General features: G+C 58.1%; 12 protein-coding genes and 1 tRNA gene. 3 read left to right on the top strand and 10 right to left on the bottom strand.

Features of this window, described 5'->3' with window-relative positions:
• Positions 1-6: 6 nt before the first annotated feature.
• The 8 genes from B9Z31_RS11705 to rpsB form a co-directional block, all read right to left on the bottom strand.
• Positions 7-525 carry an OmpH family outer membrane protein gene (locus tag B9Z31_RS11705; RefSeq protein WP_100119729.1) on the bottom strand — a complete coding sequence of 173 codons (519 nt, stop codon included), beginning with the start codon at positions 523-525 and terminating at the stop codon, positions 7-9.
• A complete protein-coding gene (bamA, locus tag B9Z31_RS11700) occupies positions 525-2849 on the bottom strand; it encodes an outer membrane protein assembly factor BamA (RefSeq protein ID WP_100119828.1) in 2325 nt (774 codons plus the stop codon). The genes B9Z31_RS11705 and bamA overlap by 1 nt, the downstream gene beginning before the upstream one ends.
• 219 nt (positions 2850-3068) lie before the next feature.
• Positions 3069-4262: a 1-deoxy-D-xylulose-5-phosphate reductoisomerase gene (gene ispC, locus B9Z31_RS11695; RefSeq protein ID WP_100119728.1), complete on the bottom strand. Its 1194-nt coding sequence runs from the start codon at positions 4260-4262 to the stop codon at positions 3069-3071.
• A 15-nt stretch (positions 4263-4277) separates the two neighbouring features.
• Positions 4278-5126 carry a phosphatidate cytidylyltransferase gene (locus tag B9Z31_RS11690; protein ID WP_100119727.1) on the bottom strand — a complete coding sequence of 283 codons (849 nt, stop codon included), beginning with the start codon at positions 5124-5126 and terminating at the stop codon, positions 4278-4280.
• Between the two features lie 73 nt (positions 5127-5199).
• Positions 5200-5760 carry a ribosome recycling factor gene (gene frr, locus B9Z31_RS11685; protein WP_100119726.1) on the bottom strand — a complete coding sequence of 187 codons (561 nt, stop codon included), beginning with the start codon at positions 5758-5760 and terminating at the stop codon, positions 5200-5202.
• Between the two features lie 24 nt (positions 5761-5784).
• Entirely contained in the window at positions 5785-6507 is a 723-nt protein-coding gene (gene pyrH, locus B9Z31_RS11680) for a UMP kinase (protein ID WP_100119827.1), read from the bottom strand.
• Between the two features lie 59 nt (positions 6508-6566).
• Complete coding sequence (gene tsf, locus B9Z31_RS11675) at positions 6567-7460, bottom strand: translation elongation factor Ts (RefSeq protein ID WP_100119725.1); 894 nt, start codon at positions 7458-7460, stop codon at positions 6567-6569.
• A gap of 78 nt (positions 7461-7538) precedes the next feature.
• Positions 7539-8288 (bottom strand): 30S ribosomal protein S2, encoded by a 750-nt coding sequence (gene rpsB / locus B9Z31_RS11670; protein WP_100119724.1) that lies wholly within the window; start codon positions 8286-8288, stop codon positions 7539-7541.
• Positions 8289-8497: 209 nt separating this feature from the next.
• Between rpsB and B9Z31_RS11665 the strand changes: the two genes are divergently transcribed.
• Positions 8498-9850 carry an amidase gene (locus B9Z31_RS11665; protein WP_100119723.1) on the top strand — a complete coding sequence of 451 codons (1353 nt, stop codon included), beginning with the start codon at positions 8498-8500 and terminating at the stop codon, positions 9848-9850.
• Positions 9847-11340 carry an NAD(P)H-hydrate dehydratase gene (locus tag B9Z31_RS11660; protein WP_100119722.1) on the top strand — a complete coding sequence of 498 codons (1494 nt, stop codon included), beginning with the start codon at positions 9847-9849 and terminating at the stop codon, positions 11338-11340. The genes B9Z31_RS11665 and B9Z31_RS11660 overlap by 4 nt, the downstream gene beginning before the upstream one ends.
• A gap of 6 nt (positions 11341-11346) precedes the next feature.
• Here the strand turns inward: B9Z31_RS11660 and rnr are convergent, their stop codons facing one another.
• Complete coding sequence (gene rnr / locus B9Z31_RS11655) at positions 11347-13623, bottom strand: ribonuclease R (protein WP_100119721.1); 2277 nt, start codon at positions 13621-13623, stop codon at positions 11347-11349.
• An 18-nt stretch (positions 13624-13641) separates the two neighbouring features.
• On the opposite strand from rnr, the gene B9Z31_RS11650 reads away from it, so the two are divergent.
• Positions 13642-13726: transfer RNA gene (locus tag B9Z31_RS11650), tRNA-Leu, on the top strand.
• Between the two features lie 90 nt (positions 13727-13816).
• Here B9Z31_RS11650 and rimO read toward each other — a convergent pair.
• Complete coding sequence (gene rimO / locus B9Z31_RS11645) at positions 13817-15214, bottom strand: 30S ribosomal protein S12 methylthiotransferase RimO (RefSeq protein WP_100119720.1); 1398 nt, start codon at positions 15212-15214, stop codon at positions 13817-13819.
• Between the last annotated feature and the right edge of the window lie 14 nt (positions 15215-15228).

Genomic DNA, 15228 nt, shown 5'->3' with positions numbered 1-15228 from the left:
GGCCTGTTATTTGCCCACCGAGGCGTTGAGAACTTTGATGACTTTTTCAGTGATGTCGTGCTTGGCGTTGAAGTAAGCAGCATCCTGCAAAACCAAATCGTATTTTTCAGTCTCAGCCACTTGCTTGACGGCGCGGCCTGCTTTTTCGAACAACATCTGGTTTTCTTCGTTCTTACGGGCACCCAGGTCTTCTTGGAATTCGCGCTGGCGACGCTTCAAATCACGGTCTTGATCGACCAATTGTTTTTGCTTGGCCAAACGCTGCGCCTCAGACAAAGTGGGCGCATCGCGCTCAAATTTTTCGGCCGCGGTCTTGAATGCGCTGATGGCCTCGTTCAAATCTTTTTCGCGCTTCAAAAACTCAGACTCCAGCTTGGCCTGGGCATTTTTGGCCACATTGGAGTCGCGCAAAATGCGGTCGGTGTTGACGATACCGATTTTGAAATCTTGCGCTTGCGCCATGCATGCCCATGTCGATGCAACAGCCACCAAAGCGACGAGAAGGTTCTTGCGGATCGTTTTCATTAGAAGGAGGTTCCGATTTGGAATTGAAGTCTCTGTATTTTATCGCCTGTCAACTGGCGTACAGGCGTCGCATAAGAAAAGCGCAAAGGGCCCATTGGAGAGATCCAGCTCAGACCAATACCGGCAGACGCACGCAATGCATTCAGAGACACCTTCTCCGAATCCCCAAAGGCGCTGCCAACGTCGGTAAAGCCATAAAGCCGAAGGGTTTTGTCGTTGCCGGCGCCTGGGAATGGCATCATGAGTTCGGCATTCAAAACCACTTTTTTGGAGCCACCGAGATAAACAAGTGCCGAACTGCTGTTGTTTTGAATGCTTTGAGTCGCGGGTCCGAGTGTGGATTGCTCAAATCCACGAACGCTACCTAAACCGCCGACATAAAAGTTTTTAAACAGCGGAAACTGCTGACCATTCAAGCCCTTACCCGCCCCAAAATCAGCATTGAGTGCAAGCGTGTATTTTTTACTCAATGGAAAATACTGCTGGTACTGGTAATTGCTGCGGAAATAACGGACATCACCGGCGAGGCTGAGATCTGCGTTCAAACGCTGATAAACACCCTTGGAAGGCACCAAGGCACTGTCTCGACCATCTCTCGCCCACCCCAAAGTCAATGGAATAGCTGAACTGGTCGCACCAAAGTCATCTGCATACTTTTGATACGGGTAAGGCAAACCCGTGCCTGCCTTGATTTGGGTCTGCTCCACATTGGCCCCCACAAAAACGGTGTCGGTCTCGGTCACGGGCAAACCAAAACGCAGGCCCACACCCGAGTTGACCAAACTGTAAGAGTCGAGATCACCCAAATAGGGGCGCGTCGTGCGTTGGAACAGGTCAATGGTGCGCGAGATACCGTTCTGCGTGAAATAAGGATCGGTGGTGCTCAATACCAAATTGCGGTTGTATTTGCTGGTGTTGACCTCCATGGCCAAATAGTTACCCGAACCAAAAGCATTCTCTTGTCGAATGCCGAAGCTCAAAGTGACTTTTTCGGCCGTGGAAAAACCAGCGCCAAGTGAAATGCTACCGGTTGGCTTTTCCGTCACCGTGAAGGCCAGATCCACCTGATCGGGTGTACCGGGTATTTCAACGGTCTCCACATTGACGCTGGTGAAAAAGCCCAAACGGTCAACACGGTCACGCGAAAGACGGATCTTGTCGCCGTCGTACCAAGCCGCCTCATACTGACGGAACTCCCTGCGGATCACTTCGTCGCGGGTGCGGTTGTTTCCAGCGATCAAAATGCGCCGAACGTAGGCACGGCGCGAAGGTTCTGCTTGAAGGACAAACTGCACGCGGTTGTTTGTTCGGTCAATTTCAGGTTTGACCTCCACTCGGGCAAAAGCGAAACCGAAGGTGCCAAAGTAATCCGTGAAAGCTTTGGTCGTCTCGGCCACAGTCTCCGCGTTGTACGGCTTTCCCAGATCAATCTTGACCAGGGCTTTGAATTCATCGTCCTTGTTGAGGTAATTGCCTTCCAACTTGACGCCCGACACGACGAAGCGCTCGCCCTCGGTCACATTGATCGTGATGGCCATTTCCTGCTTGTCGGGAGAGATCGCCACTTGGGTCGAGTCAATCCGAAACTCCAAGAAGCCTCGAGACAGATAGAAGGAGCGCAACGCTTCCAGATCGGCATTGAGTTTGGTGCGGGCATAGCGGTCCGACTTGGTGTACCAACTCATCCAGCCGCCTGTGTCCAAATTGAACTGGTCACGCAGATCGGATTCGGTGAAAGCCTTGTTGCCCACGATCTGAATTTGTTTGATTTTGGCGGGTCCACCTTCGGTGATGGTGAAGCTCAAGTTCACACGGTTGCGGTCCACGGGCGTGGCCGTGCTGACCACCTCTGCACCATACAAACTGCGGCTGATGTACTGCCGCTTGAGTTCTTGCTCTGCCTTGTCAGCCAATGCTTTGTCGTAAGGACGCCCTTCCGCCAAACCGACTTCTCTGAGCGCTTTGACCAACACATCCTTGTCGAACTCTTTGAGGCCGATGAACTCGACCATGGCCACCGAGGGGCGCTCTTCCACCACCACCACCAAGATATCGCCCTGGGTTTCCAGGCGCACATCTTTGAACAGTCCCAAGGCAAACAAGGCCCGAATGGCAGCAGCCCCCTTGTCGTCAGAATACTGATCACCGACCCGCAAAGGCAAGGAAGCGAACACGGTTCCAGACTCAATCCGTTGCAAGCCCTCCACCCGGATGTCGCGAACAGTGAAAGGATCAACAGCCCAAGCGGGCAGGCACGCCACCAAAGTCGCTGCGAAAGTGACTGCAGCGGGTTGAAGGCGTGATCGAATGTTCAAAAAATTCATGGAACAACCATTCAAAGGTCTGAGGCAAATGGACCGAAACAAAGCATCGTTGTTGCCCTGTTTGCAAACACAGCAAAACGCCTGCACCGTCACGGTCAATTCGGCATGTTCACACCGGATGAACGGGTCAAAACGTTGCCCGGTGCGAAGTCTCGATAATACACCTGACCATCAGGTCCATGACCGTGACGACTGTGCGCTGGCCCTGTGCCCAATGCCTTATCCGAACTTGGCGACAGACAGCCTTGCAGCCTCTCGGCTGCGGCGGTCAATGTCCAACAAGTCGGCCAAATTTGCAGGGCGGACAGCACTCACCGAGTTCAAAGTGGCATCGTTGACGTGGTGGATTTGGTCAAAGCGGATTTGCCGATTCAGAAAGGCCTCGACAGCGATCTCGTTGGCGGCATTGAGTACAGCGCAACTGCCCGGTTCAGCTTTCAAGGTCGCCCATGCCAGTCTCAAACCCGGAAATCGCTCAGGATGGCCATGGCCATCCATGGCTTCAAAGGTCATGGCCGCCAGCGTATGAAAGTCCAGGGCGGCGGCGCCCGACTCGATGCGCTCGGGCCAACTCAGGCCATAAGCGATGGGCACCCGCATATCGGGGGTACCCAGTTGAGCCAGCACCGAGTTGTCTTTGAATTGGACCATCGAATGGATCACGCTTTGGGGGTGAATCACCACGGTGAGTTGGTCCGGATCCAGGCCAAAAAGGTAACGCGCCTCAATCACTTCCAAGGCTTTGTTCATCATGGTGGCCGAGTCCACCGAAATTTTTCGCCCCATCACCCAATTGGGGTGAGCGCATGCCTGCTCGGGGGTGACCTCTTTCAATGTGGAGGGCTCGCGGCTGCGAAAAGGCCCACCGGAAGCGGTCAATATGATTTTGTCAACCCGACGCGCCCAGGTGGCAGGAACTTCGGGCAGTGATTGAAAAATGGCGGAATGCTCGCTGTCAATGGGCAAAAGCACCGCCCCGCCCTCGCGCACAGCCGCCAAAAAGACCTCCCCACCGACAACCAAAGCCTCTTTGTTGGCCAGCAGCAGCCTTTTGCCTGCGCGTGCAGCCGCCAAACAGGGGGACAAACCCGCCGCCCCCACAATCGCGGCCATGACCGCGTCCACCTGGGGCGCACAAGCGACCTCATCCAGCGCCGCGGCACCCCACCGAACCTGGGTCTTCAAACCTTCGGCCTTGATTTTGTCGGCCAATGTTCGGGCCGCGACTTCGTCGACCATCACCGCCACTTCGGGTTTGAATTGCGCGCATTGCGCCAGCATCAAGTCGACTTGGGTGGACGCCGTCAGGGCGAACACGGAAAAACGATCAGGGTGACGTTGCAAGACATCCAAGGTGCTTTTGCCAATCGATCCCGTGGAGCCCAGAATGGTGATGCGTTGGGTAGTTTGCATGTTCAGCGCCTTCTATCAAATCCAAAAAACCAACATCATCGCCAAAGGCAAGGTTGGCAGCAAGGCGTCGACGCGGTCAAGTACGCCGCCATGGCCTGGCAGCAAACCCGAGCTGTCTTTCATGCCCGCACTGCGCTTGACCAATGACTCCACCAAATCGCCCACCACACTCATGGCGGACATGAACAGCAAAGCAGGCAAGGCCAACCACCACCCTTTGGCAAACAACAAAGAGTAAAAACTCAGATCGGGCCAGGCCCATCTGCGGTCGATTTCAACCCACATCCAGGCCACCAACAAGACGCCGAGCATGCCGCCCAAAACGCCCTCCCAGCTTTTGCCCGGGCTGATGCTGGCCGCCAGCTTTGTTTTGATCCAGCGACCGCCGACGGCCTTGCCCACGAAATAGGCGAACACGTCGGCCGCCCACACCAGCACCAACACCGACAGCAAAAAGTTCACCCCCCGCTGGTGCGCTTGCGCCATGGCGACCCAGGCCAACACCAGCAACACCAAACCCACCAACCAGCGCCATGAGCGCGACCACAGGGCCCAGCCTGCCACGCCCCGCTGGATCATCCAGCCACCCAGCAACACCCAAAAAGCGCCCGCAAACAACCACACGGCAAGAGGCGTGCGCTGCACCCAGCCCACTTGCTCGGCCAAGGCGCAAGCCCCCAAACTCAACAAGGCGCCGGCCCAAGACACCCCAGCAGGCACGCCATTCAAACGCCCCCACTCCCAGGCGCCAGCCGCAATCAAGACCATGGTCAAGGCCATGAAAGGCCAAGGGTTCGAGGCGAACAAGGCTGGCAACAAGAGGGCCAACAAGACCAGCGCGGTGATCACTCTTTGCTTGAGCATGGTTTCTCCAGAAAAAAAGGCCGCCAAGGGGGCGGCCTGTCAGGCCGTGGAAGCCACGGCATGGGATTCAAACTCAAACGGCCATGATCTCTTGTTCTTTGGCAGTCACCAATTGGTCAATCTCTGTCATGCGCTTGTCGGTCAGTTTTTGGACATCGGCTTCGGCACGCTTTTGATCGTCTTCGGAAGCTTCTTTGTCCTTGACCAGTTTTTTCACCGATTCATTGGCATCACGGCGCAAATTGCGGATCGCAATTTTGGCGTTTTCACCTTCGGTGCGGGCCAATTTGGTCATTTCCTTGCGCCGCTCTTCGCTCATGGCGGGCATGGGCACACGGATCAACTCACCCAAAGAAGCGGGGTTCAAGCCCAACTCACTCTCTCGGATGGCTTTTTCGATTTTGGCGGCCATGCTTTTTTCCCAAGGCTGCACGCTGATCGTGCGCGCGTCCATCAATGACACGTTGGCAACTTGGGACAGAGGCACCAGCGAGCCGTAGTAATCAACGTGGATGGTGTCGAGCAGCGCGGGATTGGCCCGGCCCGTGCGGATACGGGTCAGGTTGTTTTTGAACGCTGCGATGGATTGCTCCATCTTGGCTTCGCAGGTTTTCTTGATCTCTGGAATGGTCATCGGGTTCTCCTCGTCAGAACAGTCTCAAGCATGCACCAAAGTGCCTTCGTCCTCACCCAAAACCACACGCTTCAAAGCGCCGTTTTTGATGATGGAAAACACTTTGATTGGCAATTTTTGGTCGCGACACAAAGCAAACGCTGTGGCGTCCATGATGCCCAGGTTGCGTGAAATGGCTTCATCGAAGCTGATTTCACTGTAGCGCGTGGCATGGGGGTCTTTTTTCGGATCGGCGGAATAAACACCATCCACCTTGGTGGCTTTGAGCACCATCTCCGCCCCGATTTCGGCGCCGCGCAAGGCAGCAGCGGTGTCGGTGGTGAAAAAAGGATTGCCCGTGCCCGCCGCGAACACCACCACTTTGCCCTCTTCAAGGTACTGCAAAGCCTTGGGTCGAACGTAAGGCTCCACCACTTGATCGATGCCGATGGCCGACATCACACGGGCTGTCAAACCCGCCTTGTCCAAAGCATCCGCCAAGGCCAAAGAGTTCATGACCGTGGCCAGCATGCCCATGTAGTCGGCGGTCGCGCGGTCCATGCCGACCGAGCCACCCGCCACACCCCTGAAGATATTGCCGCCGCCAATGACCACCGCCACCTGCACGCCCAGCCGGTTGATCTCAGCGATCTCTTCGGCCATGCGCACGATGGTGGCTCGGTTGATGCCAAAAGCATCCTCGCCCATCAAGGCCTCGCCGGACAGCTTGAGCAAAATGCGCTTGTAGGCTGGCTTAGCAGAGGACATGGTGGGCTCCTTGAGGTTCAATGTGAATGGTGGAAAGGCAACTCAACAGGGCAATGGACTCAGGCTGCGCCTTGAGCTGCAGCCACTTGGGCAGCCACTTCAGCGGCGAAGTCGTCAACCTTCTTCTCAATGCCCTCACCCACCACATACAAAGTGAATGCCTTCACCGTGGTGCCAGCAGCCTTGAGCATTTGCTCGACGGTTTGCTTGTCATTTTTAACGAAAGATTGGTTGAACAGAGACACTTCCTTGAGGTATTTCTGAACAGAACCTTCGACCATCTTGGTCACGATGTCCGCAGGCTTGCCCGACTCGGCGGCCTTGGCGGCAGCGACCGAGCGCTCCTTTTCGATCAACTCGGCTGGCACTTCGGCGCTGGTCAAAGACACAGGCTTCATGGCGGCCACATGCATGGCCACATCTTTGGCGGCGGTCTCGTCACCGTCGAACTCCACCAACACGCCGATGCGGGTGCCGTGCAAGTAATTCGCAATTTTGGCGCCGCCAGCCGCACGCTTGAAGCGACGGAAGCTCATGTTCTCGCCGATTTTGCCAATCAGGCCTTTGCGCACTTCTTCCAGGGTGGGGCCAAAACCGTCTTGGCTGTAGGGCAAGGCACCCAATGCAGCGATGTCGGCGGGGTTGTGCTCGGCCACCAATTTGGCTGCGGCGTTGGCCAAAGCCAAGAAGCTGTCGTTCTTGGTCACAAAGTCGGTTTCGCAGTTGACTTCGATCATGGCGGCCGTGGTGCCATTGACAAAACTGGTCACCACACCTTCGGCGGTCACGCGGGAAGCGGCCTTACCGGCCTTGGTGCCCAGCTTGACGCGCAGCAATTCTTCGGCTTTGGCCATGTCGCCTTCGGCTTCGGTCAGGGCTTTTTTGCACTCCATCATGGGGGCGTCGGTTTTTGCGCGCAGTTCAGCGACCATGCTTGCGGTAATTGCAGCCATTTGATTTCTCCGTATTCAGTCTAAAAGTTAAATTAAAAAAAAGGGGCCACAAAGCCCCTTTCATCGAGTCTGGGTAACTCAGGCAGAAGCGTTGGCTTCTTCGACGAATTCGTCAGCGCCTTCGGTCACTGCTTTGACCACGTCGTTGACCGCATTGGCGCGGCCTTCGATGATCGCGTCAGCGATACCACGGGCGTACAAAGCCACGGCCTTGGCCGAGTCGTCGTTGCCGGGGATGATGTAGTCGATGCCTTCAGGCGAGTGGTTGGAGTCCACCACACCGATCAATGGGATGCCCAATTTCTTGGCTTCCGAGATGGCAATTTTGTGGTAACCGACGTCGATCACGAAAATCGCATCCGGCAAAGCCGCCATGTCCTGGATACCGCCGATGTCTTTTTCGAGCTTTTCCATCTCGCGCTTGAACATCAGCTGTTCTTTTTTGCTCAGGCTGTCGAGGCCGACTTCTTGCTGGGCCTTCATGTCCTTGAGACGTTTGATGGAGGTCTTGACGGTCTTGAAGTTGGTCAGCATGCCGCCCAACCAACGCTGGTCGACGAAAGGCACGCCAGCGCGCTGGGCTTCGGAAGCGACCATCTCACGGGCTTGACGCTTGGTGCCGACCATCAGGATGGTGCCGCGGTTGGCAGACAACTGCTTGGCAAACTTGATCGCGTCCTGGAACATCGGCAGCGATTTTTCCAGGTTGATGATGTGAATTTTGTTGCGGTGGCCGAAGATGAAGGGGGCCATCTTGGGGTTCCAGAAGCGGGTTTGATGACCGAAGTGGACACCGGCTTCCAGCATTTCGCGCATGGTAACGGACATATTGATACTCCAAAGGTTGTGTCTAAAACCAGTCCACTGATTCAGCAGGTTTGAAAAACCGCGCCAAACACCTTGATGGGACAGGTTTGCGAGTTGACTTAGGCAGATGGTCATCGGCATTTGGAATTTGACACCCAAAAGACACAGATCGCTCTGCACAAAGCCTTAGGATTGTAGCATCCCGACACCCCTTTTTGAGGCGACCTCCTATGAAACAAGATCTGACCGCCACACGCCAAGCACTGCTCAGTGGCCACCAACAAGCCTTGGGAGTGGCCGAAAGCTGCCTGGAGATGGCGCAAAGCCAGGCTTGCCAGCATGTCTTTCGGCAAATCACCGCCGACAGTTTCAAGAGTGAAGCGACCCAAACCCCGGCCACCCAGCCCCTTGCGGGCTTGGCGGTGTCGGTGAAAGACCTGTTTGACGTGCAGGGGCAAACCACGGCGGCGGGCTCCATCGTCCTGCAAAACCAGCCCCCGGCCCAAGTTGATGCCTTGGCCATCGCCCGTTTGCGCGCTGCAGGCGCAGGCTTCATTGGCCGCACCCACATGGTCGAGTTTGCCTTCTCTGGTGTAGGCGTCAACCCACACCACGGCACGCCCGCCGCTTGGGACGCCTTGACCGACACCCCGGCAGGATCGCCCGCCCATGCCCACGCCCCAGGGGGCTCGAGTTCGGGGGCCGCGGTTTCGGTGGCCACGGGAGCGGCCTTCATCGGTCTGGGCTCCGATACGGGGGGCTCCATTCGCATACCGGCTGCACTCAATGGCATTGTGGGCTTCAAAAACACCGCCCGACGGGTCCCCACGCAAGGGGCACTGCCCCTGTCCACGACCTTGGACACCGTTTGCGCTATGACCCGCTCGGTCAGAGATGCCGTGTTGGCCCATGAAGTGTTGTCCGCCAGAAAGGTGCCCGTCTCCAACAGGCCATTGTCTGATTACCGACTCGCTGTGGCAAAAAACCTGATGCAAGACGGCATGGACAGCGGCGTGGCTCGGGCTTTTGAGCGCAGTTTGCAAAATTTGCGTGCCGCTGGCGCCCACATTGAAGAAATCCCTTTGGCAGAACTGCTGGAACTCGCCCCCATGATGGCCACGGGCGGCTTCAGTCCTGCCGAAAGTTACGCATGGCATCGGGATTTGATCACCCAATATGCCGACCAATACGACCCACGCGTTGCACAGCGGATCCTGCGGGGGGCACCCATGTCTGCGCACGAATACATCCATTTGGTTCAAGCCCGTGCCCACTGGGTGGCCCGCATGGAAAAGCAGTTGCAGCGCTTTGACGCGGTGTTGTCCCCCACCACGCCCATCACCGCGCCCTTGATCAGCCAAGTTGCCCCCGGCTCTGAGCGCGATGCTGAATTTTTCAGAATCAATGCCCTGCTGCTGCGCAACCCCAGCGCCATCAACACGCTCGATGGCTGCGCCATATCGCTGCCCTGCCATGCGCCCGGCGAGCTGCCTGTGGGATTGATGGCTTGGCACACCGCGATGCACGACGACACCATTTTGCAACTCTCCTTGTTGCTGGAGCCTTTGCTGAAAGCCGCATGAGCACTTTACAAAGCCTCTCCTCTGACCGTGCATGGCCAATCTATGGCAGAGATGGCATACGGGCTTTGGAAGCCTTGCTGCAAGCCCCAAACCCAGTGCCACTGATGCAGCAAGCGGGGTTGGCCGCGGCCCAGCTGGCCATGGCCGTGGCGCCCCATGCACAGCGCATTTGGGTGGCAGCCGGCCCAGGCAACAACGGGGGTGACGGGCTTGAAGCCGCTGTCCACCTTCATCAATGGGGGAAAAATGTGGCCGTGGGGCTCTTGGGCCGAGTCGACGAGATGCCCACAGACGCCCGTGCCGCTTGGCAACGCGCGCACACGGCCGGGGTTCCTCTCTCCCACGGCCTGCCCAGTGACGGGTTGAAAGACTTGGGGCCGCATGACCTGATCATGGACGCCCTGCTGGGCATTGGCGGCAAGCGGCCTCTTGACGGCGCCCTGCTGTCCTGGGTTCAGGCCATCAACTCCTCCATGGCCATGGTGCTGGCGCTTGATGCGCCGACAGGACTTGACGCGGACTCTGGTGCGTTTTTGGGGCCCCGCCACGACGCTCACTGCATCAAAGCCCAACACACCCTCACCTTCATGGCCGCCAAACCGGGATTGTTCATGGGGCATGGGCGCGATGTGTGCGGGCATCTCTGGCTGGCCGATTTGGGCTTCAGACCGTCCGCTCTGGGCCCGGCACCTGCTGCCTGGCTCAACCCAGCGTCAGCACGCCCAGCCAAAAGCCACGCCAGTCACAAAGGCAGTTTCGGGGATGTCGCGGTGATTGGCGGTGAGGCCGACGTGCGGGGCATGGGCATGACGGGTGCCGCCGTGCTGGCGGCCACTTCGGCCTTGCATGCAGGTGCTGGACGGGTCATCTTGAGTCTGCTGTCAGGCCAAGCCAGCCACTCAGCACAAGCCGACCTCATGCAACGCGATTGGCAAAGTTTGGATTTGGAAAAGCTGCATGTGGTGTGCGGCTGTGGAGGCGGTCAATCTGTCCAACAGGTTTTGCCAGCGGTCTTGCAGCGCTCCATGCAATTGGTGCTGGACGCTGATGGGCTCAATGCCGTGTCACAAGTCCCTCAACTTCAAGCTTTGCTGCGCCAACGCGCGCCAACGCAAGCCACGGTGCTGACCCCACACCCCTTGGAAGCGGCCCGACTGCTGAAGACCTCCACCCAAGAGGTCCAAAGCGAGCGCCTCGCCGCGGCCCAAACCCTCATGGACTTGTTCCAATGCACCGTGATCTTGAAAGGCTCGGGCACGGTCATCGCCTCACCCGGTCAAACGCCGCGCATCAACCCCACGGGCAATGGCCGTTTGGCCGTGGGTGGAACGGGCGATGTCCTGGCCGGTCTGGTCGGTGCACGCATGGCGCAGGGCTACACCGCTTTCGAGGCCGCATGCATGGCCGTGGCACAACATGGCCAAGTGGCCGACCAGTGGCCCGCTGGACAAGCGCTGACAGCCAGCGGCTTGGCCATGCGGCTGAGCTGAGGCGAATCAGCGCCGAGGCTTGGTGCCTCGCGGCCCTTTTTTCTGACTGGCCGCCTTTTTCACCGAGGCTTTGAGCGCCTGAATCGGTGAACGGTTGCGTTCCGCATCGGCTTGCCTGCGATCGCTCGAGGCTTGCTTTTTCCCTCGCACACCCTCAGCGGGCATGGAGGCCCCTTTGTCACGCATGGCGCGAGGCACCAAGTCATCGGCCGCATTGACCAGCCTGAAGTCGATCTTGCGTCCATCCAAATCCACCCGACTGACCTGCACCTGCACACGGCTGCCAATGGCATAGCGGATGCCTGTGCGCTCGCCACGCAACTCCTGACGCAACTCGTCAAAGCGGAAGTATTCACCCCCCAGCTCGGTGATGTGCACCAGACCTTCCACATACAAAGTGTCCAAGGTCACAAAGATGCCGAAGCTGGTGGCGGCTGAGACCACACCGCTGTACTCCTCTCCCAGGTGCTCGCGCATGTATTTGCACTTGAGCCAGGCTTCCACATCGCGGCTGGCCTCGTCGGCGCGGCGCTCATTGGCGCTGCAGTGCAGTCCCGCAGCTTCCCAAGCACGTTGGTCTGCGGCTGACATGCGCACCCGCGGCGCAGACGACTCGGGCGCATCGCCCTTGGCCGCGCGGCTTTTTTCCAGGCGCTTGCTGAGTTTGGCATGGGCCTCGCCCGGCACGGGCAAGCTGGGCAAGGTGTATTTGCGCCCAAGCAGAATCGATTTGATGACCCGATGCACCAGCAAGTCCGGGTAGCGACGAATCGGGCTGGTGAAGTGGGTGTAGGCCTCGTAGGCCAGACCAAAGTGCCCGCTGTTGACGGGGGTGTAAATGGCTTGCTGCATGGAGCGCAGCAGCATGGTGTGGATCTGCTGCGCATCCGGGCGGTCTTTGGTCGCTTGCGCAATTTTTTGGAACTCGCTGGTGTGGGGCTCGTCGCTGATGCCCATGCCCAGACCCAGCGCCTTGAGGTAATTGCGCAGGATGTCTTTTTTCTCGGCCGTCGGGCCTTCGTGCACGCGGAACAAGCCGGGATGCTTGCCCTGCTGGATGAAGTCAGCACTGCAGACGTTGGCGGCCAGCATGGCCTCCTCGATCAAACGGTGGGCTTCATTGCGCACGCGCGGCACGATTTTTTCAATTCGGCCGCTCTCGTCGCAAACGATCTGTGTTTCCGTGGTTTCAAAATCGACCGCACCGCGCACCGCACGGGACGCCAGCAAAGCTTTGTACACATCCTGCAAATTCATCAGATCGGTGACACGGGCTTTGCGTTTGGCCGCTTCGGGTCCACGGGTGTTGGCCAAAATGGCCGCCACCTCGGTGTAGGTGAAGCGGGCGTGGCTGTGCATCACGGCCGGGTAGAACTGGTACGCGTGCACATCGCCCTTGGCATTGACCAGCATGTCGCACACCATGCACAAACGGTCCACATCGGGGTTGAGCGAGCAAAGGCCGTTGGACAATTTCTCGGGCAGCATGGGGATCACACGGCGCGGAAAATACACACTGGTGGCACGGTCATAAGCGTCGATGTCGATGGCGCTGCCGGTTTGCACATAGTGGCTCACGTCGGCAATGGCGACCAACAAACGCCAGCCCTTGCCACGGCCCACCTTGGCCGGCTCGCAATACACCGCATCGTCAAAGTCGCGGGCATCTTCGCCATCGATCGTGACCAAAGGCACATCGCGCAAATCCACCCGGTCCTTGCGGTCCTTGGCCAACACTTTGTCGGGCAGGCCCTTGGCCTGATCGACGCAGGCGGCAGAAAACTCGTGCGGGACGCTGTACTTGCGCACGGCGATTTCAATCTCCATGCCCGGGTCGTCAATCTCGCCCAGCACTTCCTTGACGCGGCCCACAGGCTGGCCAAACAAAGCCGGCGGCTCCGTCAACTCCACCACCACCACCTGACCGGGTTTGGCCGGGCCAATGGCCCCTTTGGGAATCATCACATCTTGCCCGTAACGTTTGTCTTCGGGCGCGACCAGCCACAAGCCGCCTTCATGCAACAAGCGCCCGATGATGGGTTGCTCGGGTCGTTCCACGATTTCAACGATGCGGCCTTCGGGTCGCCCTTTGCGGTCCTGGCGCACGATGCGAACCTTCACGCGGTCCTTGTGCAAAACAGCACGCATCTCATTGGGAGAGAGGTAAATATCCGACTCGCCGCTGTCGCGGATCAAGAAGCCATGACCGTCACGGTGTCCCTGGACACTGCCTTCGATTTCTTCCAGCAAGCCGCTGGGTGGCGCTACTTTTTTGATATACAATCCTTTTATTCCTGAGGCGCCCAGATGGCGGAATTGGTAGACGCACTAGTTTCAGGTACTAGCGAGTAACATCGTGGAGGTTCGAGTCCTCTTCTGGGCACCAATCTTATCGAACCCGATAAGTTAAAAACATCACAAGCCGTTGATTTCCGATCAACGGCTTTTTTGTTGCCTGCACGCCCGGGCACCCGCATCAAACCGGCACCCCCACCAGGTCGTGACCTTCCACGCTCACGATACGGGCTCGGGTGAACTCCCCCACCTTGAGTGTTTTGCTCAGCTTTTCGGGCGGCAACAAGCGCACCACGCCATCGATCTCAGGGGCATCGCCAAAACCACGCCCCACGCCACCGCGCCGGCCCATCGCCGGTGCAGAATCGACCAACACCTGCATGGTCATGCCCACGCGCTGCTGCAAACGGGCAATCGAGACCTCTTCTGCCACCGCCATGAAGCGGGCACGGCGCTCTTCGCGCAGCGACTCGGGCAACATGCCCGGCAGCTCATTGGCCGTGGCGCCTTGGACGGGGCTGTAGGCAAAGCAACCGGCCCGGTCGATTTGCGCTTCGCGCAAAAAGTCCAGCAGGTGCGCAAACTCTTCTTCGGTCTCTCCCGGAAAACCAGCAATGAAGGTGCTGCGAATCACCAACTCGGGGCACAGTTCGCGCCATCGCTGGATGCGCTCGAGGTTTTTCTCGCCGCTGGCAGGACGCTTCATGCGCTTGAGCACATCGGGGTGGCTGTGCTGAAAAGGCACATCCAGATAGGGCAAGACCAAGCCCTGCGCCATGAGAGGAATGATGTCGTCCACGCTCGGATAAGGGTAGACGTAGTGCAGCCGCACCCAAGCGTCGTGTTCGCGGGCCATCTCACCCAGCGCTTGCACCAACTCCAGCATGCGGGTCTTGACCGGTTTGCCATCCCAAAACCCGGTTCGGTATTTCACATCCACACCGTAGGCCGAGGTGTCCTGGCTGATGACCAGCAACTCTTTCACGCCGCCTTCAAACAAGGCCTTGGCTTCTTTGAGCACATCACCGATGGGGCGCGACACCAAGTCACCGCGCATGGACGGGATGATGCAAAACGTGCAGCGGTGGTTGCAGCCTTCGCTGATCTTCAAATAAGCATAGTGGCGGGGCGTGAGTTTGAGGCCCGCCTCGCCAAAACCGCCAGGCACCAAGTCCAGAAACGGGTCGTGGGGCTTGGGCAAATGGGTGTGCACGGCGTCCATCACCTCTTGCGTCGCGTGCGGGCCCGTCACGGCCAAAACGCTGGGGTGCGTTTCCAGGACCATATTGCCCCCGCCCTCGCCTGTTTTGGCACCGAGACAACCGGTCACGATCACTTTGCCATTGGTATTGAGCGCCTCGGCAATCGTGTCCAGGCTTTCCTTGATGGCTTCATCAATGAAGCCGCAGGTGTTGACGATGACCAAGTCAGCGCCCTCAAAAGTTTTGGAAGTCTGGTAACCCTCGGCGCTCAGTTGCGTCAGGATCAGCTCGGAATCGGTCAGCGCCTTGGGGCAGCCCAAGCTGACAAAACCCACTTTGGGGGTCGGGAGGGGGGCAGTTGCGGTCATTTCACTCATGCCCCCATTGTCCC

This window comes from Limnohabitans sp. G3-2 (assembly GCF_002778275.1).
In the GTDB taxonomy this organism is placed as follows: domain Bacteria; phylum Pseudomonadota; class Gammaproteobacteria; order Burkholderiales; family Burkholderiaceae_C; genus Limnohabitans_A.
Note: the sequence above shows the minus strand (reverse complement) of the source record. Positions and strands in the feature narration are given on the sequence as shown.